19 protein-coding genes and 1 pseudogene are annotated in these 23659 nt (G+C 35.6%); 10 read left to right on the top strand and 10 right to left on the bottom strand.

Annotated features, from left to right (window positions below; genetic code table 11):
• Positions 1-1049, top strand: a 1049-nt coding sequence (locus ATN92_RS13065) for a Cna B-type domain-containing protein (protein WP_158106798.1), incomplete at its 5' end; no start/stop codon positions are given.
• Positions 1050-1095: 46 nt separating this feature from the next.
• Here ATN92_RS13065 and ATN92_RS13060 read toward each other — a convergent pair.
• Positions 1096-1992, bottom strand: a complete 897-nt coding sequence (locus ATN92_RS13060) for a helix-turn-helix domain-containing protein (RefSeq protein WP_056955013.1) — start codon at positions 1990-1992, stop codon at positions 1096-1098.
• Positions 1993-2365: 373 nt separating this feature from the next.
• Here ATN92_RS13060 and ATN92_RS13055 point away from each other — a divergent pair, with 373 nt between their 5' ends.
• On the top strand, positions 2366-3787 hold the full coding sequence (locus tag ATN92_RS13055) for an amino acid permease (protein ID WP_056955015.1): 1422 nt from the start codon (positions 2366-2368) through the stop codon (positions 3785-3787).
• 58 nt (positions 3788-3845) lie between these two features.
• On the opposite strand, the gene ATN92_RS13050 is transcribed toward ATN92_RS13055, so the two are convergent.
• Both ATN92_RS13050 and ATN92_RS13045 read right to left on the bottom strand, forming a co-directional pair.
• A complete protein-coding gene (locus tag ATN92_RS13050) occupies positions 3846-4493 on the bottom strand; it encodes a nitroreductase family protein (protein ID WP_056955017.1) in 648 nt (215 codons plus the stop codon).
• A gap of 721 nt (positions 4494-5214) precedes the next feature.
• Positions 5215-8406, bottom strand: a pseudogene (locus ATN92_RS13045) (MMPL/RND family transporter); the annotation flags it as partial.
• Positions 8407-8573: 167 nt separating this feature from the next.
• Between ATN92_RS13045 and ATN92_RS13040 the strand changes: the two are divergent.
• The 3 genes from ATN92_RS13040 to lplA all read left to right on the top strand — a co-directional run bounded on the left by ATN92_RS13040 (position 8574) and on the right by lplA (position 11307).
• Positions 8574-9167 (top strand): TetR/AcrR family transcriptional regulator, encoded by a 594-nt coding sequence (locus ATN92_RS13040; RefSeq protein WP_056955019.1) that lies wholly within the window; start codon positions 8574-8576, stop codon positions 9165-9167.
• Between the two features lie 72 nt (positions 9168-9239).
• Entirely contained in the window at positions 9240-10178 is a 939-nt protein-coding gene (locus ATN92_RS13035) for an AEC family transporter (protein WP_054642681.1), read from the top strand.
• A gap of 106 nt (positions 10179-10284) precedes the next feature.
• Positions 10285-11307, top strand: a complete 1023-nt coding sequence (gene lplA, locus ATN92_RS13030; RefSeq protein ID WP_056955021.1) for a lipoate--protein ligase — start codon at positions 10285-10287, stop codon at positions 11305-11307.
• 99 nt (positions 11308-11406) lie between these two features.
• On the opposite strand, the gene ATN92_RS13025 is transcribed toward lplA, so the two are convergent.
• Positions 11407-11721: a DUF898 family protein gene (locus ATN92_RS13025; protein WP_056955200.1), complete on the bottom strand. Its 315-nt coding sequence runs from the start codon at positions 11719-11721 to the stop codon at positions 11407-11409.
• Positions 11722-11968: 247 nt separating this feature from the next.
• Positions 11969-13447, bottom strand: coding sequence for an IMP dehydrogenase (gene guaB / locus ATN92_RS13020; protein WP_056955023.1), 1479 nt, complete (start codon positions 13445-13447; stop codon positions 11969-11971).
• Positions 13448-14050: 603 nt separating this feature from the next.
• Here guaB and ATN92_RS13015 point away from each other — a divergent pair.
• From ATN92_RS13015 to ATN92_RS13005, 3 genes are all read left to right on the top strand, one after another.
• A complete protein-coding gene (locus ATN92_RS13015) occupies positions 14051-14362 on the top strand; it encodes a nucleoside triphosphate pyrophosphohydrolase (protein ID WP_056955026.1) in 312 nt (103 codons plus the stop codon).
• A 92-nt stretch (positions 14363-14454) separates the two neighbouring features.
• Positions 14455-14826 carry a DUF1304 domain-containing protein gene (locus tag ATN92_RS13010; RefSeq protein ID WP_056955028.1) on the top strand — a complete coding sequence of 124 codons (372 nt, stop codon included), beginning with the start codon at positions 14455-14457 and terminating at the stop codon, positions 14824-14826.
• 48 nt (positions 14827-14874) lie between these two features.
• Positions 14875-16488 (top strand): polysaccharide biosynthesis protein, encoded by a 1614-nt coding sequence (locus tag ATN92_RS13005; RefSeq protein WP_056955030.1) that lies wholly within the window; start codon positions 14875-14877, stop codon positions 16486-16488.
• Positions 16489-16536: 48 nt separating this feature from the next.
• On the opposite strand, the gene ATN92_RS13000 is transcribed toward ATN92_RS13005, so the two are convergent.
• Positions 16537-19008, bottom strand: a complete 2472-nt coding sequence (locus ATN92_RS13000; protein WP_082604613.1) for an isopeptide-forming domain-containing fimbrial protein — start codon at positions 19006-19008, stop codon at positions 16537-16539.
• Between the two features lie 203 nt (positions 19009-19211).
• Here ATN92_RS13000 and ATN92_RS12995 point away from each other — a divergent pair, with 203 nt between their 5' ends.
• Both ATN92_RS12995 and scrK read left to right on the top strand, forming a co-directional pair.
• A complete protein-coding gene (locus ATN92_RS12995; protein ID WP_056955033.1) occupies positions 19212-19688 on the top strand; it encodes a nucleoside deaminase in 477 nt (158 codons plus the stop codon).
• 200 nt (positions 19689-19888) lie between these two features.
• On the top strand, positions 19889-20761 hold the full coding sequence (scrK, locus tag ATN92_RS12990) for a fructokinase ScrK (RefSeq protein ID WP_056955035.1): 873 nt from the start codon (positions 19889-19891) through the stop codon (positions 20759-20761).
• 63 nt (positions 20762-20824) lie between these two features.
• Here the strand turns inward: scrK and ATN92_RS12985 are convergent, their stop codons facing one another.
• The 4 genes from ATN92_RS12985 to ATN92_RS12970 are packed head-to-tail and all read right to left on the bottom strand — an operon-like array spanning position 20825 to position 23597.
• On the bottom strand, positions 20825-21238 hold the full coding sequence (locus tag ATN92_RS12985; protein ID WP_056955037.1) for a GtrA family protein: 414 nt from the start codon (positions 21236-21238) through the stop codon (positions 20825-20827).
• Positions 21239-21250: 12 nt separating this feature from the next.
• A complete protein-coding gene (locus ATN92_RS12980) occupies positions 21251-22048 on the bottom strand; it encodes a metal ABC transporter permease (protein ID WP_054642695.1) in 798 nt (265 codons plus the stop codon).
• A gap of 2 nt (positions 22049-22050) precedes the next feature.
• A complete protein-coding gene (locus ATN92_RS12975) occupies positions 22051-22677 on the bottom strand; it encodes an ATP-binding cassette domain-containing protein (protein ID WP_234032601.1) in 627 nt (208 codons plus the stop codon).
• A gap of 44 nt (positions 22678-22721) precedes the next feature.
• On the bottom strand, positions 22722-23597 hold the full coding sequence (locus ATN92_RS12970) for a metal ABC transporter solute-binding protein, Zn/Mn family (protein WP_056955041.1): 876 nt from the start codon (positions 23595-23597) through the stop codon (positions 22722-22724).
• Between the last annotated feature and the right edge of the window lie 62 nt (positions 23598-23659).

Here is a 23659-nt window from a genome sequence, read left to right as displayed (position 1 = left end):
AAAATGATGTTTCTGGTTATGAAGCAACTTCTACTTCAACCGATGCAACACATATAACAATCATTAATAAGCACACACCTAAATCAGTAACTCCTTCTGATAACAAACGTACCTTCACTGTTATTAAGAAATGGGCTGACGACAACAATGCCGATAGTACTCGTCCAAGTGAAATCAAAGTTCAATTAACTGCTAATGGTAAAAACGTCGGCGATCCTGTCACTTTAAATGCCAAAGGCGGATGGACCAAAACTTGGTCAGATCTTGATAAACAAGAAAACGGCAAAGATATTACATATTCAGTCAAAGAAATTAAAGTTCCTGGCTACACAACAAAGACTGTTACAAAAGATGGTCTTGCTACAATTACTAACACTTTGAATCATGTAACACCACCCGTTGATAACAAAACTAATTTGACCGTTACAAAGACTTGGAACGATAAAAATAACCAAGATAAGATTCGTCCCGATCAAGTTAAAGTTCAATTATTAGCTGATGGTAAAAACACTGGTGATCCCGTTATTTTGAATGCAGATAATGATTGGTCATACACCTGGAATAACCTTGATAAGAACGCTAAATATTCTGTTAAGGAAACTCCAGTTACAGGTTATACTACCGAAGTCAAACAAGTCGATGACAACAATATTTCCATTATTAACACTCATTCGACTAACACACCAGTAAATCCTGGTAAGCCAGGCAACCCTGACAAACCAACGACACCAACAAATCCTACAATTCCAACTACTCCAACAGAACCTGAGCAACCTACAGAACCAAGCAATCCTAATACTTCTACCGATACTGATTTGATTCCATCAGAATCTAATAACAATGAATCTACATCAACAGATTCAACTCCATTACTTCCTGACAATCCTCTCACACCGGCAAAAGCTAGTGATCCTAATACTTCAAACGAAGATGTCACGAAAGGTTTATTACCACAAACCGGCAATCAAACCACTTGGATACTTAGTTTGCTTGGTCTAATTGTTTTGATTGGTTTAGGATTTTATGAATTGATTAGAAAATTAGCTTAAACAAAAAGCTGACCGAAAACGGTCAGCTTTTTTAGTATGATAAAATCTATTCATTTTTTAAATCTACTTCTTTATTGTACTTTTCACGTAAAGCCTTAATTCTAGCTTCGACAACTTCATTATGATTGATTTTAGCAAATGCCAAAGACTCGCTCAATAATCCTTCAATTTCTGTGTGTGGCTTCTTTTCATTAATAGCAATCACAGCTGAAAGGAACTTTAACCTTGGTAGATAGTAAGTAATATGTTGTTCCGAACAAAGTCTTATTCCCCGTGAGATCAATTCATTACTCTTCTCGTAATCATTAACCTTTATATAAAACTCTGCCGTATAAAACACAATTGTCAAAATTCTTAAATAAATATTGATGCCATTTTTCTGAAAAGTTTCATCTTTGTGAACATCAATGTAATTCCAAACCTTTTCAAAGAAGAAACTAGCCTCTTTAATCAAACCCATTTTAGAATAAAAGATACCTAATCCTACATACGCTAAATGAGTATAGATAGTTTGATGTCTTTCGTCCAAATCTTCTAAAATTCGCGCAAAACAATAGAAGGCGTCTTCAAGCTTATCATTTGTTAACGCGTTAAATAATCCCCGTTGATAATAATATTGCATTTTTAGCGCATTATTATGAATTTCATCTGCGTTAATTCCAGATAAACTTTCTGAAACATTCGAATAATCTTCCATCATCAATTCACTTTCGGCTTTATCCAAAATTGATTTCATATGAGTTGTAGAAGCTATTGAATTCTTATACAGATCATCTACGGAAAGTCCCAATCTCTCACATAATTTACTTAAAATGGTCAACGAAGGTATTCGACCATTATTTTCAAATTTACTAAGAGTTGATTGCGTGCAAATGCCTTTACACAGTTTTACTTGGGATATTTTCAGCGATTTTCTCCGCTCAATAAATATATTAATATCCATAATCTCATCCTATTATTTTTAAATCCTAAAAATATTTTGTGCGGGATATCAAGGTTTTTGACCACCTTATATTCCGCACATTTTGAGATTTAAAAACTTCCTTTACTTATACACTATCATTATCTAATTTATACCTTAAATTGTAAATACATATCATTATATTTATATTGAATCACATTTAATTAATTTTTATTTTAAATTATGAATAACACAACTCATATTTCACCTATCCTATTCATATATGACAAGTAACTTACTTAGTGAAAAAATAAATGACAATTTCATTAATCTGCGGTATCATATAGTCCATGTAAAAAAAACATCTTTTCACATATTATGAACACATTGTATGGAAAGAAGAAGTGAAGTTAATATGGCAAAGAAAAACTTAAGTCGGAGTCTATCATCTAGACAAATGCAAATGATTGCCTTAGGTGGAACAATTGGAGTTGGATTATTCATGGGATCCGCTTCAACCATCAAATGGACCGGCCCCTCTGTCCTATTAGCTTATGGATTAGCCGGCGTCATCCTTTACATGGTAATGCGAGCTCTTGGAGAAATGTTATACGTTGATCCTTCAACCGGTTCGTTTGCCAAATACGCAACTGAATATCTACATCCCGTAGTTGGATATTTAACTGCTTGGAGCAATGTCTTCCAATATTTAGTAGTAGGTATCAGTGAAGTTATTGCGGTCGGAACCTATCTAGAATTTTGGTTCCCAACTATGCCAAAGTGGATAGCTGGTGTAGTAGTTGTTGTTACATTATGCCTGGCTAATCTTTCATCTGTCAAAGCATATGGTGAGTTGGAATTTTGGTTTGCCTTAATCAAAGTTTTAACAATTATTATGATGATTATTCTAGGATTCTTCGTTATCGTCTTTGGAGTTGGTAACCACGGTCATCCCGTTGGTATCAGTAATCTTTGGACTCATGGCGGTTTCTTCACTGGTGGATTAAAAGGATTCATCTTTGCCTTATCAATCGTTGTGGCTTCTTATCAAGGAATTGAAGTTATTGGTATTACAGCTGGTGAAGCTGAAAATCCTCAAGAAAATATTGTCAAAGCAATTCGTTCAATCGTTGGCCGTATCCTGATTTTCTATATTGGAGCTATCTTTGTTATCGTTGCGATTTACCCTTGGGACAAATTAGGTACAATTGGATCACCTTTCGTTGAAACATTTTCTAAAGTCGGAATTACTTTTGCGGCCGAAATTATTAACTTTGTTATGTTAACAGCCGCTATGTCCGGATGTAACTCTGGTATTTTCAGTTCTAGTAGAATGCTTTATACATTGGGACTAGAGAAGCACTTACCTAAATCATTCGTGAAACTGTCACGTCATAACGTTCCCTACATTCCTGTATTGGCTATTTCTATTGGTATCTTAATCGGACTAATTTTGAACTATTCATTACCCGTTTTATTACATACTTCCGGTGACGTCTTCGTTATTGTATATAGTTCAAGTGTTCTTCCAGGTATGGTACCTTGGTTCGTTATTCTCTTTAGTGAATTGAAGTTCCGTAAAATCAATAAAGATAAGATGAAGGATCATCCCTTCAAAATGCCACTCTTCCCCATCAGTAACTATCTAGCAATCATTTCTTTAGTGATAATTCTGATATTCATGTTCTTAAACCCTGAGACAACCGTATCGCTACTTGTAGGAGTTGTTTTCCTAGTTGTCATGTCAATCATCTATTTCCTAAAAGAACGCGGTAAAGTGCCTGTTGAAGACACTAAACCGGAGTCATTTTCAAACTTTGAAGAAAATGAAGACTAAATAAAAAAGCTCAATGCAGCTACTATCAACTAGTAGTGCATCGAGCTTTTTTTCGTTTTTACATAAAATCAGTAACATTTTTAACGTCATAACGAACAGACTTAGTATAGTCGCCTTCTGGTTTACCAATAGCAACGGCCGTAACTGGGATATATCTTTCACTATCCAAGCCAAAAGTTGAAGCAATTTTACCAAAATCATAACCTGACATTGGATTAGCCTCATAACCATGAGCACGAGCAACTAGTAGCAATTGCATAGCAGCCATACTACCGTCGATTGTAGCATCCTTTTCAAGGAAACTTCTGTCAGCATGTTCATACAAAGGTAAGAAAGTCTTGAAGACCTTATCGCGTTCCTCAGGACTAATTTGACCATTCTCACAAGCCTTATTCCAAACATCACGGTACTTGTAGTGTGATTGAGTATCACCTAAAACAAAGATGATAGCTGAACAACTGTCAGTCTGTGGGTAATTGAAAGGCATCATAACAGAATGAGCTTTCTTCTTACCCTCTTCATCATCACAGACAACAAAGTGCCATGATTGTAAGTTACAGGCTGAAGGAGCAGTAATAGTTTCTTCAAGCATTTCTGAAATTTCTTCACGAGAAATCTTTACATCACTTTGGAACTTTCTATATGAATGACGATCGAACATAATATCTTTAAAATCATTATTAACTAAATTCTTTGTTTCATCCATTAATCTTCATCTCCAAATATTTGTCATACTTAATTCTACCGCCTTAGTTGACCCTTGTAAATACTTTCACAAACGGTATGAATAAAGTAAGAAATATACTTAAATTCCCGTCCTCCGTAAAAATTGGGAATGCATTGGAACACTATAGGCACGATTTGAAACTAATTATTTTACACTTCGTGCAAAATAATGGATTTCCAAAGTCGGCCTTATTGTAACCGGCATAGCCGGTAACAATAATCTTATAGTTGAACGCATTCCCAATTTTTACTCCGGACTAGAGAGTGCTTCTATTTTTTAAACCAAAAAATGAAACACAATCTTAAATCCAACACTATCTTCCATCCAAATAAATATTAATCCACTATTCAATAATTCAAAAACATAAAAGACAAGAACAACACACCAGTCCGGAACAACAAGAAAATTAGCTCAGCCATGAAATTTGCCTTAGCAATTTATTGCTTAGGCAAAGGCCGAGCTTGAAGATCCATGATTTTGTGCGAAGTACAAAATTATTAGCTTCAAGTCGGCCCATGGCGTTCCAGCCAAATTTTCTTGTTGTGGAGGACGGCAAATTTCCACTATCTCCAATAGAACCATGGTTATAAAAAAGATCCAGCAACTCAACATCGAGTCACTGGATCTTTTATTTTAACTATTTAGTTTCTTTTGAAGCTTTCTTTTTCTTAAGATCGCCATGTTCACTCATTTCATGCCATTCGGCTAAACTGATCAAACTGGACATAGTCATAGGTAAGATGAAGACTAAGACAACTAATCCGATAATTACACCTAGAGCAACTTGAATCAAGGTTGTAACACCACTAGGAATCAAAGCGGCAAAGGTACCACTCAAGATAATAGCAGCACTGATAACAACCGCACCGATTGCTGTAGCAGCTCTTAACATCTGACTCTTCAAGTTAGCATCATCGTGATCATCCCTGTAACGAATCATTAAGAAGATACTGTAATCAACACCTAAAGCCATCAACATGATGAAAGTAAAGAATGGTGTATTCCAACTCAATAATGGTCTACCCAAGAAGGTTGCAGAAATCATTCTTGTTAAACTCATTGAAACAGCATAAGCAGTTAACAATGTACCAATAATCATCATTGGTTGCAAAATTGATCTAATAACAACAATCAAAGCAATTCCAATACCAATCAACATGATAATAGCTGTACGTTTAAAGTCACCATTAGCAAGAGTTCTCAAATCGTTATCTTGTGATGTTTGACCACCGATAGCAACTTTAGTTCCAGCTAATGCGCCATGTTTAACTTGGGACTTCAAATCTTTTTGCATACGTTTGAATTGGGTATTAGCTTTAGTTGAATTTGGATCACCCTTTAATACAACGGTTAGAGTTGTAATCTTATGATGATCTGCCATATATGTATCTAAGGCTGGCTTGAAGGCCTTTGACTTAATTGTAGCCTTAGGTAGATAGAAATCATCACCAATATATGACTTACGTAATTCAGTCAAATATTGATTCATGGTATCACTACCATCTGCCAAGGTTGTTAATCCATCAGAAGCACTACCAAGTCCTTGTTGTAATTGTTCAACTTGTGAAGACATTGATTGTAACTTAGTATTCAATGTTTGAACACCCGTATTAACTTGTTGACTAGCAGAGGCAACGGTACTTGCACCGCTATTCAAAGTAGAACTTGATGCATCCAATGTATTAGTACCACTAGCTAAAGTACTTGCCCCACTAGCAATTTGTGAGTTAGCACTGGCAAGACTGTTAGCACCTGATGACAATTGACCAGCGCCACTGGCAACTTGGTTAGTACCACTTGCTAGAGTTTGTGTACCACTAGTTAATTGACTAACTTGGCTTGTTAAACCAGGAAGTGAACCTGTAAATTGATTGATACCGCTATTCAAAGTACCGGCACCACTGTTTAATTGATTAATGCTACTTACTAATGTAGAAATTTGGTTAGCACTTAATTGACCACCGGTTGCTTGGCTAAGTGCACCACTACCTTGTAATTGAGCAAGCAATGGTTTTAATTGGTTAACTGTTGCAGTCAATTGATTCATTTCAGTAGCTAAAGTGTTGCTCCCTTGACTCAATTGTTGAACTTGACCAGTCAATGTAGGCAAACTAGCTGCCGCACTACCAACACTAGATGCTAATTGATTAGAGCCACTAGCAACTTGGTTAGCACCACTAGCCAAAGTCTGTGTACTTGAAGCTAAAGTATTAGCACCGCTGGCTGCTTGGCTACTACCTGAAGCTAATTGTTGAGCACCAGAGTTGGCACTTGAAACACCAGCTGTGTAGTTGCTGATACCTGATTGCAATTGTTGTGTACCAGATTGTAACTCTTGAGTACCATCAGCCAATTGTTGAACTTGACTCATGCTACCACTGATATTTGCATTACTTAATTGTGTATTAGCACTATCCAAACCTGATTTAATAGTATTTAAACCTTTTTTAGATGAGGCTAAACCTTTAGTAATAGTCTTCAATTGATCCTTCAAATACATTGAACCAATCTTACTACCACCTGGTTCAGTTGCAGAAGCGACTGTCTTAACACCATCTTCTTTTTGAAGATATTGTGTTAATTGATCGACAGCAGCTAGTTTAGATTGAGTATTCAACTTCTTATCGCTTTGAATATAAATTGTGATAGGAGCTGTCATACCTTTAGAAAAGTGCTTTTGAATTATCTCATATCCAGCTTTTGACTTATAGCTACTTGGTAATTCATCAGCATTATTAAAGTTCAAATCAGCGTTCATAGTCATGACAAATGGAATAGCTAAAATAACAATTACACCCAAGACAATAGCTGGTTGTGCCAAAGCTGTCTTAGATAATCCATGCCATAAACGACTTGAACTACTACCGTTAGAAATTTTACTTGGCCAGAATAATTTTGGACCAAGTACGGCCATGAAGAACATGTTCAATGTCAATAGAACTGGCAATAGAACAAGAACACCAATTGCGACAGCTGAAGCACTTTGATAGAACGAGAACTTAGCTAGCCACAAAACTGAAAATCCGATTAGAACTGAAATTCCTGAATAGAGAACTGTACGACCACCGTGTTTACGAGTTGACCTCATCGCCGAAACTGGATCCAGTCCCTCTGCCAATGCTCCCTTAAAGTAATCGTAGAGCAAAATATTGTAATCAGTACCAATACCAAACAAGACAACGACTAAGAAGACTTGGGTAAAGTTAGAGATTGGGAATCCGGCATGCTGTGCTAGATTCATGACAACACTCAAACTGGTAACAAAGGCTACACCAACGTTCAATAAGGAAATAATTGGTACGATTGGTGAACGGAAGACTAAGATCAAAACGATAAAGATGAAGATAACCGCAATAACTTCAGTCTTTTGAATACCTTTCTCAGTAACTGTTGAGAAGTCATCATTCAAGGCATCACTACCTGTGACGTAAGTATTAATTCCAGACGTCTTTAACTGACTATTAAGCTCTCTAACTTGATGCTTAACAGTTCCATTAGCTTTGACCGTAATCTGAGCTAACTGAGTAGTTTTGTCTTTAGAAACCAACTGCTTCTTTGTTTCAGCATTATCTGTTGGTCCCATAACATTTGTAATACTCAAACCTGATTCATTCTCTAAATCAGACAGAGTATCTTTAATTTTTTCGGTTTGATTGGAAGAAAGCTTTTGATTTCCATTACTAAAAACGGCTGTGTAGGTACGAACCGATTTATTGTTATTCGCTTTTTTCTGAATCTTATTAGCTACTTCACTCTCCACTGTGTTGGGTAGCTTTATCCCACCATTTTCTCTGACTAACTCTGAAACATTTGGCATAGCGACGATTGCAATCAAGATTACAACCAACCATACGATCAGTGCTGGCCACTGTTTACGACGAAAATCTTTCATAAAAATCACATTCCCTTAATCAAATTCAGTTATCCATACTTGGACAGTTGTAAAAATACAAATGTAATGATAAGGTTAATTACGAATTTGGGCAAGAGACAAGTCTTGTCATTTTGTCTAAACTTTGACATTTTATGAAAATTGTCCAGAATTGAGGCGCTTACATTTTGAAATACGATCCAAATATTAAACAATCACGTGGTATTGAACGCACCCAACGGGCATTTGCGACCGCTATGTTTGATTCCTTAGCCGAGAAACCTTTTGACAAAATTACAGTAAATGCTCTCTGCGAAAAAGCCGATTACCCGCGTGCCACTTTCTACAACTACTTTGATGACAAATTTGATCTCTTGAATTTCTGTTGGTTCAAATTAGGACAAGACACTCACTTGGATGTCAACAATACTCAAGAAAACAAATTAACTATTAAAGAGACCTTCGCACAGATTTATAAATTATTCGAAGATTATCAATCCCTACTATTAAGTATCATCGAGAATAATCCAATCGACAGCCCGCTGGTCAATCACTTTGTCCGCCACTTTACCGATGTCATTTACGCATCAATCAAAAATAGTGTTGATACCAAAGTTATTCATACTCCATCAGAATTAGTAGCTCAACATTGTAGTACAACAATTATCGAAATTCTGAAATGGATCTACTTAGGACAACATAAAGTAACCCTTGACGAAGCCGAAACTTACTTGACTGAACTACTCTCCGGACCGATTCATTTACAAAAAAATAAACAATAATTTCTCAATTTCACCACTCTTTGCAAAAAAGAGTACCATAGAAGTTATATTTACTATTGAAGGGTGTTTTTTATGGGCGTTTTCTTCTCAAGTATTCAAGGAATTCTAATAATCATAGGCCTTATTGCCGTTGGTTATGGTTTAACCCATTTAGGCTGGTTTTCAGAAAATTCAACACAGCTAATTGCAAAATTAGTTACACAAGTTGCTTTACCTACCTATATGATTTCAACCATTACTAAAGACTTTACTGCTGAAAAATTGATCAAACTCTTACCCGACTTAGCCATTCCAGTTTTGTCGATGACCATTTTGATCTTTGTTTCTATAATTTTAATCAAAGTTTTGAAAATTGATCCTAAACATAAGGGGTTATTTTCATCAATGTTTTTCAATTCTAATACCGTCTTCGTCGGTTTACCTGTCAATATGGCGCTATTCGGTGAAAAAAGTTTGCCTTACGTTTTAGTCTATTACATGGCTAACACAACTTTTTTCTGGACACTTGGTACTTATTTGATCCAAATGGATGGAGAAATCAAAGGTAAATTCAAATTGAAGACAACTCTTAAAAAGATTTTTTCACCACCATTGATGGGATTCATCATCGGATTGATTTTAGTCATGCTTCATATTCAATTGCCTAAGTTCTTAATGTCAGACTTTGAATATCTGGGTAATTTGACTATTCCTCTATCGATGATTTTCATTGGTATTTCTATCTATAACGCCGGTTTGAAGAATATTTCATTTCACAAAGACAATTTGGCAATTCTCTTTGGAAGATTCTTGTGTGCTCCATTATTAATGGCTGCTCTCTTCCTATTTATTCCTGCCACGCCTTTGATGAGACAGGTCTTCATTGTTCAAGCAGCTATGCCCGTTATGACCAATGCCCCCGTTGTAGCAAAGCTTTACCACGCCGATTCTAATTATGCTGCCATCATGGTTACTGAAACGACTCTATTGAGTTTGATCGTTGTGCCTATCATTATGGTTCTAATTAAATAACTTCTAGCTTGTCATTAATTTGGCAGGCTTTTTTTGTGAAATTTTATTTCTTCATTCTTCGAAAGGGCTTACAATAAAACTAATCAATTAAGAAGGAGTGAAGTATATGTTCTTTATCGATACATCTAAAAATGGAAAACCAGTTTATAATGCCATAGTTAATCAATCTTTGGACAATTACCTAGTGAATGATCTTCGTCTACCAGGCCATGGTTTGATCCTCTATATCAATAATCCTTCGGTCATCGTGGGTGTTCATCAAAATGCTTATGCCGAAGTTAACTTCCCTTACCTTGAAAAAAATAAAATTCAACTAGTCCGTAGAACTTCTGGTGGTGGTGCTGTTTATCACGATTATGGAAATCTAATTTTCGAAAATATCATTATTGGTGACGACGAACATTTTGGAGACTATGCTTATTTTGCCCAACCAATCATCGACGCTTTGCATGACATGGGCGCTACTGGTGTCGAAATGCGAGGTCGTAACGATATCGTTGTCGATGGTAAGAAATTCTCTGGTATGACAATGTTCAAAGTCGGTGATTCTTACGCCGCCGGTGGTACTCTGATGTTCGATTTGGACATGGATACTGCCAGTAAAGTTCTAACTCCTGAACAAGACAAGCTTGAATCTAAAGGTGTTAAGTCTGTTAATAAACGTATTACCAATATCAAACCTTATCTGGATGAACCTTTCAGAAGTATGAATGCCAATCAATTCAGAGAGGAATTGTTGAAACGAATCTACCATGTCGATAAACTTTCCGATATTGAAACTTATACTTTGAACGACCATGATTGGGACATTATCGATTCTCGTCTAGAAAATAAATATGACACTGACGCTTGGAATTATGGTAAGAATCCCGGTTTCACTAATTATGTTTCTAAGCATTATGACATCGGTACTGTTGCCTTCAATTTCTCTTTGAAAGATAACAAAATTTCCAACATCAAAATTTATGGTGATTTCATTACCGGTGGTGATATTACTTTGATTGAAAAAGCCCTTTTAGGAACCGAATTTACTAAAGAGGCTTTAATCTCTGCTTTTGAAAAGGTTGATTTAACAGCCAACCTAGGAAAAATTGAGCCAGCAACATTGGCTGACTTGTTATTATCTTAAAGGACATACTTTCATTATTAAAAAACAATAAAAAAGACTAGTGTAACGGCCACTTTTAATAGCTGCTGCACTAGTCTTATTTATCGTTATAACGATAAATTAATTTACAAAAGTCGTATGTTTAGCTTTCCAATCTTCCAATTTGATATTAACCCAAAATGAATAGATACCAATTGTAATGATCGACAATAAGAACCACTTAATCCAATTACCAAATAGTTCTAAACCAGTTCCATTAAAGTGCATTCGGTGGCCTTCAATTACGGTATGATTAATTTTCCATCCATAGACCAAACAAAGCGCCCAAGGATAAAGAATTCCAATCGTAAAAACTGTCATAATGAATCCGCCCAAACTCAGCAAGATCAATTCAAAAAGTCCCCCGTCAAAATACGAATATCTTCCAAACTTCATATTTTGGGATCTAGCTTGTCTCGTACTTGGTTGTTGTCCCTGATTATTCATATTTTCCCCCTGATACAAAATATATCCTGTAATTATTGTAAATCGTTTGTTCAGTTTCTTGAGCACCAGATAACATTTTTTACGGTAAATAAAAACAGCAACTATTTAGAAACATAAATACATACGTTTTATTCTAAATAGTTGCTGCTACCTTTACGAAAGACAGATTCTTTAAACAAATCTGAAAATTTATTTGTTATTTAACTGAATAATTAGGAGCTTCTTTAGTAATTGTTACATCATGTGGATGTGATTCCCTTAAACCAGCATTTGAGATTTGAACAAATTGAGCGTCTTGTAATTCCTTCAAATTATGAGCACCAACATAACCCATACCTGAACGTAAACCACCAAGTAATTGATAAATTACATCGCCAACAGCACCTTTAGCTGCGACACGACCTTCAATACCTTCGGGAACTAACTTATTAGCTTCGTTAACACCACTTTGGAAGTAGCGATCAGATGAACCATGTGACATGGCAGCTAAACTACCCATTCCACGGTAAGTCTTGAAACGACGACCTTGATAGATTTCAAATTCGCCAGGTGCTTCATCAGTACCCGCCAACATTGAACCAAGCATAACGGCGTTACCACCACCTGCTAAAGCTTTAACGATATCACCTGAGTACTTGATACCACCATCGGCAATGATTGTCTTGCCATATTCGTGAGCAACACTTGCGGCATCATATACGGCTGTTAATTGAGGAACACCGACACCGGCAACGATTCTAGTTGTACAGATTGAACCAGGTCCAATACCAACTTTAACAACATCTACTCCAGCATCGTAAAGTGCTCTTGTACCTTCAGCAGTAGCGACATTACCTGCGATTAGAGTTGCTTCTGGGAATTTAGCTCTGATTTCAGAAATCTTTCTTAAAACTCCGGCTGAGTGGCCATGAGCTGTATCAATAATAATGGCATCAGCACCGGCATCAAGTAAAGCTTTTGCACGTTCGAAAGTATCGCTAGTAACACCAACAGCAGCGGCTACTAACAAACGTCCATATTGATCTTTAGCGGCATTAGGAAATTCTTTTACTTTTTCAATATCTTTGATTGTAACTAATCCACCTAGGCGACCATTCTTATCAATCAAAGGTAATTTTTCGATCTTATGTTCTTGAAGGATCTGTTCTGCTTCTTTTAGAGATGTTCCAAGTGGTGCAGTAATTAATTCCTCACTTGTCATTACCGTACCGATTTTAACTGAGAAATCAGTAATGAAACGTAAATCTCTGTTAGTAATAATACCAACTAATTTCAAATCAGTTGTATTAGTTACAATGGGAACACCACTTATGCGGTAAGTACTCATCAATTTTTCTGCTTCACTAACTTTGTCATCTGCAGTTAAATAAATAGGGTCAATGATGACACCATTTTCAGAACGCTTAACTTTTGATACTTCATCAGCTTGTTGCTCAAAACTCATATTCTTGTGAATGACACCCAAACCACCTTGACGGGCCATTGCAATAGCCATTGGTGCTTCGGTAACTGTATCCATACTTGCACTCAAAATTGGTGTATTTAACTTAATATTCTTAGCTAGTTGAACTGATAAATCTACTTCATTTGGTAAAACATGACTCTCTGCTGGTATTAATAAAACATCATCAAAAGTGAATCCTTTTTTATCAAATTTTGTATCCCATGCCGACATGATCTTCCTCCTAATTATTTGTTTTACCTAAATATAGGTAAAATTTATAAACATGTTATCCGATTTTTCGGTGATAGTCAATCAATAAAAAGAGGCCATCGTCATAACGACAGCCTCATTCATACATTTTTATTGCTATAACTTTATAATTCCATAAATTTTGTTTTTTTAAATAAAAATCGAATCGACGTTTCTTTAAATACAATTTATATTGTATAACGTCGTTCTGTTTAGAAATATATTCATTAAGTCGATGTAGCTCGTGATTATTATTTCTCTTCAAATAGGAAGAAGTTTTCTCGTCCAAAGCGATATCATCAATCTTTTGACGATTAGCTAAGACATCCTTACAAGCAAACTCCATTCTTTTACGAATTAGGTCATTTAGAACTAGCAAAATAATTATAATTATCATTACTAGTAACAACAAGGCACCACATATTTCTGTTATCTCTACACTTGAAATACTCATAATAATCAACACTTTTATATTTATTTTAATTAAATAATATCATGATGATATTATTGTTATCAAATTCTCAGCTTCTGGACTTTTTGTGTGGTAAGATTCTTTTACACAACGTTTTAGGGGGAACTTACAATATGAGAAAATTGGTTCGGGACAAAATACCCACTATTATCAATGACGATTCTAAATTTGAAGTACTTTCAAACGACGATTACCGCCTCTCTTTACGTGAGAAAGTAGTTGAAGAAGCTACTGAAGTGAAAGCCGCTACCACTCGCGCTAACTTAGTCGAAGAATTAGGGGACCTGGAAGAAGTTATTCGCGCAATTCTTGATGATGCTTCAATTACTTATGAAGAAATGGATAGTCTTAGACACGCTAAAATCAATCAAAAAGGTAAATTTACTGAAAAATTTGCTATGATGAATACTAAAGAAGAATCATAAGCTTTTGATTCTTCTTTTTTGTTTCCATTGTATGATTTTTTAAAACAGGCTAATATAATACTTATACTTTTTAATATAGAAAGAAGATTAAAATGCAAATCTTAACTTTATTTTTAGTTGCACTAGTGGCCTTAGAACATATTGGTATTGCTGGTCTAGAAATGTTTGCTAAACCAGAACAACAAGCTAAGGCTTTCGATATGCCTCTAGACTTCGTTAAAAATGAACATGCCAAAACTGCTCTAGCTAATCAAGGCATTTATAACGGTGCCTTAGGTATCTTAATTCTCGCAATGATTCTTTTCTTCACTGGTACAACTTTGAAAATTATCATGATCTTATTGATGCTTTATGTCATCATCGTAGCAATTTACGGTGCTATGACAGCCACTAGAAAAATTATTTTTCTACAAGGATTACCCGCTCTAATAGCTTTGATTTTCGTACTCTTCTTTTACCGTTAACCAAAAGCTTCTATAATATAAGTAATTTTATAAAGAATGGATAAAAAAATGAAAAAAGATTCATTACTAAAAAGTTCCCTGTGGATTTCCATTAGTGGAATTATTTCTCGTATTCTAGCGGTTGTTTATATTATTCCCTGGAATATTTGGATCGGTCCGTTAGCTGTTAACGCGGCTAATGCCATGTACGGAAAAGTTTATAATATTTACAATCTCTTTTTGATTATCGCTACAGCAGGTATTCCTTCAGCTATTTCTAAAGAAGTTGCTGCTCACAATGCCTTGGGACGCTTTGATCAAAGTGAGAAACTCTTCAAGAAGTACAGTTTCTATATGACCTTAGTTGGTATTGGTTGTGCTGCAATTATGTTCTTCGGTGCAAAATATGTTGCCATCGTTTTAGCGGCTGGCGATATGCGTGTTGTAACGCCGATTAAATATTTGAGTGTTGCAATGCTAATTATTCCAGCTCTAGGTATTTTGAGAGGTTATATTCAAGGTTATGCCTTTATTTCCTATTCAGCCTTTTCACAAGTTATCGAACAAATTGCCCGTGTTGCTTATATGCTTTATGCCACATACACAATTATGATTTTACAAAAAGGTAACTATATCTCAGCTGTTAACCAATCAACACTTGCTTCATTTATCGGTGCCACATTGGCTTATATCTTCTTACTTTGGATTCGTGTCAAAGTCAGACGTTCAGTAACAATTGATGATATCAAAACAAAAGATGATTTACCTACCGATGAAACTATTGATATCAATTTTGGTTCGATGTTGCGTTCGGCGATTCCATTTTTGCTAGTCGATACTATCATGACTGTCTTACAATTATTCGACCAAACAACTTTCACATGGATCTATCAATTAATTCTTCATGCTAGTGAAAAAACAATTGATAATCTCTATGCGATGTTCGGATTCCAGGCTAATAAGATTATTATGGTCCTTGTTTCCCTTGCCATTTCCGTATCTGCTTCCGTTATTCCAGCTCTGTCAGCTATGGTCAGCAAGAAGGTTTCCAACGAATATATTCAAAACTTCATGCGTAAAATTGTGCAATTCACGGTCTTCATCATTCTTCCAGCTACTTTCGGAGTCATGGCTATCAGTCGTCAACTCTGGACCGCTTTTGTCTTCTACGATCAAAGTATCCTCGGTTCAAAAGTTCTGATAGTTTCATGTTTTGAAGCCTTCTTCTACTGTCTATTTATGATTTTGGAAAACATTCTTCAAGTTACTCATCATATGAAGAAATCAATGATTTATCTAGCAATCGCTTATGTACTAAAGATTGTGCTTCAATTACCATTAACTCTGGCTTTAGGTGTTTACGGACCAGTTGTTGCAACAACTATTGCTTTTGTAATTATGAGTCACTTCGCATTTAGACTGATCAACAAGCAATTTGAAATCGTTGATAGGGAATTAGGTAAGAAATTAATTCGTATCCTTATTGACGGTGTAATCATGTTAGTAGTAGTAGTAGTTGCTAACTTATTAATTGTTCACGTAATCTCTGACGCAACTAAAGTTGGAGCAATTATCGTTATTGCTATTTGTGGAATCCTCGGTATCTTAGTTTATGGTTTCCTCAGTTACAAAGATGGTTCACTCAATATTCTTAAAGATATTCGTGATACTAAGATTTACTAATTCAGATTAAAAAAGGAAAACCGCTAATGGTTTTCCTTTTTTATTTTTCTAAGCTGAGTCTACCATTTGCCACGTTATGGTTCCGTTATAGTTACCTGACTTAGTATTGCTATCCATCTTTATTTTCCAAGAACCGGCTCCGATATACTCTGATAAATCTAAATTATCTTGTCCGCCTGAGAAGCTCTCTGACTGAATTCTTGTTCCGTTTGCCAAAATTGGTTGCCACGTTCCGGAATCAGTGACGCTTGTTTGGCGTTGACGGAAGAATAAAATATTTCCCAAATCGTTGCTTAAAGTGTCACCATCACTATTCTTCATCCGTAAGTCTGGATCAGTATTATCGTAGGATACGGAAATCATGAACGGATTATCTGTCGGATGATTAACGATCAGCTCACCGTCAGTCTTAACATTATTTGCTTCCAAACTAGAACCTGCAAAGTTATGCGTTCCAAAGTCAATCATTTGTGGAACTGACGTAATACCGTCAACATTTTCAATTGAAACTTCAGCGTTATTAGAAATTAGATCATCCAAATCTTTATTGGCTACGACTCCACCTTTCAAAGTAGCGTTAGTCGTTATCTTACCAACTGCTGCCGAAGTAACTTTGGCCTTATTCTCGACAATAACTGACTCGCCAGCTTTTACTTCTCTAACAACTCCGGTATTGGTACCACCTTGCGGATAACTGTTTCCATCAGCTCCTGTAACGGTAATATCATAAGGTGTACCCAAACTGCTTGGTAAAGTACTAATCATATTGGTAGCACTAGTTAGTGGATGAGAACTATCACTTGCCACTTCAAATTTTGTCTTATAACTGATGACATCTCCCACTTTAGCAGTTGTTTGATCCGCATAATATGTTTCTTTATTAGTTTCATTTTTAACTTGGCGTGTAAAGTTATAATTGAAAGCTAATTTCTCAATTGGTACGTCGATTGAAGCTAAATATTTTTTCTGTGTTGCTCCAGATACTTTTTGATCAGTTCCAAAGAATTGTGCTGTATTTTTAATTGTTGTACCAGCACCACTTTCAACAACAGCTTCAAAAGTTATCGTTGCAGCATCGTTATCCTTTAGAGAATAACCTGGCATAACAGTTAAAATTCGATTTGTATCATCATAACTACTGGCTGGAACTGCGGTAAAGTTGGTTCCATCGTTGGATTTTTTTATTGTTGAAGTATCTATTTGCAAACCTTCAGGAATCTCATCAATCAATTTATCGTAAGACCACTCTGATCCATAACCATCATTAGTTACTTTCAACGTAAACTTCAAACGATCTCCAACTTCATTTTTACCTGTAGAATTAGTTTTATTAGTATAAGTTTTTGAAACGGATGGTGAAGCAGAAGATTGCGGCATTGCTCCCATGGTTGAAACAAAGTGAGCTGTCTGTCCCGGTTCCAAAGTAGTAGGATTCCATTTCAGTGCATACGCTGTATCAACGACTCTCGGCGAACCATCACTAGTTTTGAAAAGTGAAGTTCCGTAAGCATTATTGTCTTTCTCAGCTCCTGAACCATCAATACTACTTTGATTCTTGCTGTTCTTGAAACCATCCAACCAATTAGTCGGATTAGTTAATAAATCTCTAGCGACTCCCGTATACTGGTCAAATCCATCCTTAACTTTATTAGTAATTAGAAGAGTATATCTATCTGAGGAATCAGCTCTAGAAGTTATAATCAATCCACGACTTTCACCCATATCATAAATATATGACTGATCAGTTTTTCCCATTAGTCCTAAAGCGGTATCTTCAGCGAACATGGTTGTGAACTTCTGTGTCGTCGAACTAGGATTATAAACATACATTTCTCTTTGAACAACAGCTCCATTGTTAGGATCGGCGCGCATCAATAATTCAACTTTTAAATCGAACACTCCATAGGTCTTACTATTACGTTTCAAATCGCCAACAATTTTATAAGCAGCATTTCCATTCTGGTCGGTTCCAATATAATACTTTTTGTTCGACATCCGATTAGTTGGATCCGTCCCCGAAAATTGTGATGGCAAAACCGAATATTCCATCGCTGTAACTTTAGTCGTCGTTGAATCAGACGGTACAATCATAAAATCTGGTGACAACGATGAAGCCAGACTACGATTCGTCTCAATACTGCTCCCTGCACGATTTTGGAAAAGGGCATTAACGTATTTATCACCTTTTTTCAAAAAGACATCCATCTTAGAATATTGAACCGAATTACCACTCGCAATTGAATCCTTAATGATTGAGTCATCGCCACCATTCAAAAAATACGGTAATTCACTGGAATTAGAATTATATCCCTGGGCCAATCCAAAAGTATAACCCAAATCCAAATTATCCCCCATCGGTAACAAACCTACTTGAGTTGTCTGACTAGACGGCGCATACCAGTTATCTATCCCGTCATCTATTTCCGCAGCCTGCACATTTTGAATTGAAGACACGCCAAATATAGCCACTAGAAATAAGAGTAAACATAATATCATTTGCTGTATTCTATTGGTTTTCATATCCTCCACCTATCTAAATTAAGAATAATAATTATGATTTATTATAAATGGTAGCGCTTTATTATATTATTCAAGACAGACAAAAATATTTTTACATTTTTGATAATTAGGAATATGCCATTTTGTATCATTATTTCTATGAAAATATAAATAGAAGTATACTAATCAAGTATCAAAATATTGTTAACCAGGAGATACTACTTATGGCATATGACAAAAAATTTATGGATTTGGCCGCTCAAGAGGCTCAAAAGAATGTGGGAACACAGATTGGTGGACCCTTTGGTACCGTTATTGTTAAAGACGGAGAAATTATTGCACAAGGTCGTAATCATGTTTTAGCAAATCACGATCCTTCAGCACATGGCGAAATCACAACCATCAGAAAAGCTTGCGAAAAATTGGGAACACACGATTTGTCCGGCTGTGAATTATATACCAATGCCTACCCCTGCCCAATGTGTTTAGGTGCTATTATTTGGTCTAATATCAAAACTTGTTATTACGGAAATACTGCTGAAGATGCTAAGGACATTGGCTTCAGAGACGATTTCATTTACAAATTCCTATCCGATGGTTTGAAGGATAAAAAAGTTTTGAATCTTGAACAACACGACAGAGATACGACTATCAAGGCTTTCAATGATTTCAAAGAAGACTCATCACATACAATCTATTAACTAATCAAAAATACCTCATATCAGTTTAAATGTTATGAGGTTTTTTGATTTAGAAAATATTTCTAATCATTTTATATTCATAATTTTCAAATTATTTAAAAATATTTTTTCATTCTTTCATAAATCAATTTGACGTTGAAAACAAATAATAGTATCTTATTAGTATTGAAAACGATTACTAAGATTGAGGAGAGATTATTGTGTTAGTAGGAAGTATTGAAGCAGGTGGAACAAAATTCGTTTGTGCTGTTGGTGACGAAGATTACCGTATTAAGGATAGTGTTCATTTTCCAACGACTACACCGGAAGAAACATTACAAAAAGCAATCGATTATTTTAAACAATTTGATATTGAAGCTTTAGGAATTGCATCATTCGGTCCTATCGAACAACGTAAGAACTCACCAAAATATGGCTATATCACATCTACACCTAAGCCAGGTTGGAAAGATACTGACTTCGTTGGTAAAATGAAAGAAGCTTTTGACATTCCAATGTTCTGGACAACTGACGTTAACGGTTCAGCTTATGGTGAATATGTCATGTCTACTCTATCTAATGAAAAAATTGATTCATTAGTTTACTACACTGTTGGTACTGGTGTCGGTGCCGGTGCCATTGATAAGGGTAAATTTGTTGGTGGTATCGGACATCCTGAAATGGGTCACACACTTGTAAAACGTCATCCTGACGATCTAGATTTCAAGGGTGTTTGTCCATTCCATGGTGACTGTCTAGAAGGATTAGTTGCTGGTCCTACATTTGAAGCTCGTTTAGGTATCAAAGGACAAGATGTTCCTTTGACAAATCATGTTTGGGATATTATGGCTTACTACGTTGCTCAAGCAGCTCTTCAAGCTACACTTATCCTTAGACCTGACAAGATTGTCTTCGGCGGTGGTGTTGTTAGCGAACTATTCCTAGATAAAGTTCGTGCTCAATTCAAAGACTTACTAAACGATTACGTTGAAGTACCAGATTTGAAGAAATACATTACAATGCCTGTAATTAAGAACAACGGTTCAGCTACATTAGGTGATTTCGCCTTAGCTATCCGCGAATTACAAGAATAATTTTTACTAGAAAAGACAGTAAAAAAAGGATTGAAAACCAACTCGTTTTCAATCCTTTTTTTGTTATCCATTTCTTTTTCTGAAAATAATAAATTTGCTAAATACGTAATTTAAAATGATAACAACTACATTATCTAAAATTTTGACGATTAGCGCATTGCCATGCAATAGGGAAACACCAATAGTCATAATACTTTGATCAATTACCCACGAAGCTGCTCTGAAAAGGAAAAATGAGAACATTTCCTTAAAAAAGTCTTTCCAAGTTGCCGTATGAGAATTAAAGACCCATAGTTTATTTGTTACATAGGCAAACAATACAGAAAGCCAGTATGCTAATACATTGGCAAACTGATAATTCCATCCCAAGAAGTGCCATAAAACATCGAAAGTAATAATATTAACTAAAGTTGTCAAGACTCCAAAGAAAGCATAAGGAATCATATCTTTATATTTATTCCATAGTTCTTTTAACATTTATTCAGATCCTTAATGGTTTAATTTCCAATTTTTATAGCTTAATCCTAAGAAGTAAGCAATTACTTCAAAAGCTGAAATAAAGAAAGTTACTGGCCAATTTGTTACAAAAGCTAAGTATAAACCTAGCCAAACTCCGGCTAACGACAATCCAACTGAAACCATAATCAATTTTGGCACCGAATGTACTAAATACTTGGCCGTCGCTCCTGGCAAGGTCAATAATACAAAGACTAATAGTGAACCAACGATTTGAGCTCCAATACTGACGCTCAGAGCCAAAGTTACTAAGAAAGCAACTGATAGTAATCTTGTTTTCAAACCGGCAGCACGAGCGCCAATATGGTCGAATGAATCAAATGATAGTGGTTTATAGAAAATAATGAAGACAAATATGACGAATAACGCCAGAATCATTAATTGATTAACCTCTTTAGAACTGATGCCGACGATACTACCAAACAAGATGTTAGTAGCATAACTACTCGACTCTGAGGACAGCGACAAGAACAAAATTCCTAAACCAATGAACAACGACGATATTGCACTGATCGACGCTTCTCGTCTAGATGATTCACTACTCAAACTACCGACTGCCACTGAACTGATCAATGTAAAGATAATCATCCCTGCTAAAGGCGATATCCCAACTAAAATTCCAAAAGAAGCTCCGGCAAAGCCAATTTCGGATAATGTATGAGAAAGAAAAGACATATTTCTAGAAACAACGAATACACCAACTAATCCAGCAGTGATGGCGATGAAAGTACTAGCAATAAAAGCTTCTCTCATAAATTCATATTCAAACATGCTTAGCCTCCCATCTCAAACATATCTTCTGAAACATCTTTAACATCAACTTCTTGTAATTCATGATCTCTGAAAAAGAGTGCTCGATGTGTATATTTTTTAGTTAATTCATAATCATGTGTAATGAAAATGACCGTCAGTTTTTCATTTTGATTCAATTCAGCCACTAGATCCATCAGTTGCATCTTAACTTCAACATCCAAACTAGCAGTCGACTCATCCAGAATCAGTACTTTAGGATCATTCAAGAGTGCTTGAGCCAAATAGGCTTTTTGTTTTTCCCCTCCTGAAGCTAATCCTAAGGGTCGATCTTTCAAAGCTGTTAGTCCCGTTTTTTCAAGAATTCTTTCAATCAATTGATTATCTGATTGACGCTTTTTGGGACTCAAAGTGAATTTGAGATTCAAGCGGACGAATTGTTCGATATTCAAAGGATAATCGATATCAATATTTCTAAATTGTGGTACATAACCGATAGTTTGCTTGTGATCAACGATTAGGTCACCACTAGACTTCTTTTCCAAACCCATAATCATTTTGACTAAAGTAGTTTTACCAGAACCATTTGGTCCAATCAAACTGATAAAGTCACCATCATTGATTTGAAAATTTAAATTTTGAAAAACCAATTGTTTACCAAAACGTTTGGTTAAATTGACTGCCTTAATAACGATTATTCCTTCACTATCCTTTCAATCTGACTAATATTTTGATCCATCCAACTATAATATCCCAAATCACTTGGTAATGTTTCCGTGAAATAAATAATTGGCACATGATGTTTCTTTGCTAAAGTGGTCATCTTAGTAATAATTCCACTGGTTACTTGCTTATTAACGACTAAGAAACTAACTTTATGATTATTCAAACCAATCTCCATATTTTTCACATCTTTAATAGACGGATCAGTGTCTTCTTCGATGGCTTTAGCAAAATGTTGATTAGCAATTGTCACGTCTAGATCTTTCAAGAGATAGTAAGGTAGTGGTTCAGTTACATAAGCCTTTTTACCAGCCGTATATTTCTTCAATGCTTTTTCTCTTTGGATTAAACGATTCAATTTTAAATAATATTCCTTAAAATTAGCTTGATAGTACGCACGATTTTTCGGGTCGACTTTGGCCATATGCTTATAAACTGCTCGACTGAGTTCTTGGACATTCTTAACTCCAAACCAAACATGCTCATTATCGCCATCTTTCTTTTTCAAGACATCTCGAGAAAAATCGATCATATTATTTTCTTGGCTATTAGCAGCCACAATTTTTTCAACCCAATCATCGTACCCCAAACCATTAGCGACAATCAATCGTGAATCAGCAACTTGTTTAGCGTTGTTGCTTGAAGCTGAAAAGCTGTGTGGGTCGACATTGACGGATTTAATTATTGATTCAACTTGATACTTATCACCGACAACACTCTGTATCGGTTCCTTATAAGTATTAACTGTTGTCGTTATGATTTTTTGTGACGTATCACGACGACTACAGCCCCCTAATACTATCAATAGCGAAAACAAAGCTAGTAAAATAAAATTTCTTTTTCGCATTCTTTCCCTCTATTCAAATAATTGCCAAACTAAAACAGAGGCCTGAACAAAACATAGTTTTG

Source organism: Companilactobacillus bobalius, assembly GCF_009764355.1.
The sequence above is the reverse complement of the archived record's forward strand: the minus strand, read 5'-3'. Positions and strand labels throughout refer to the sequence as shown.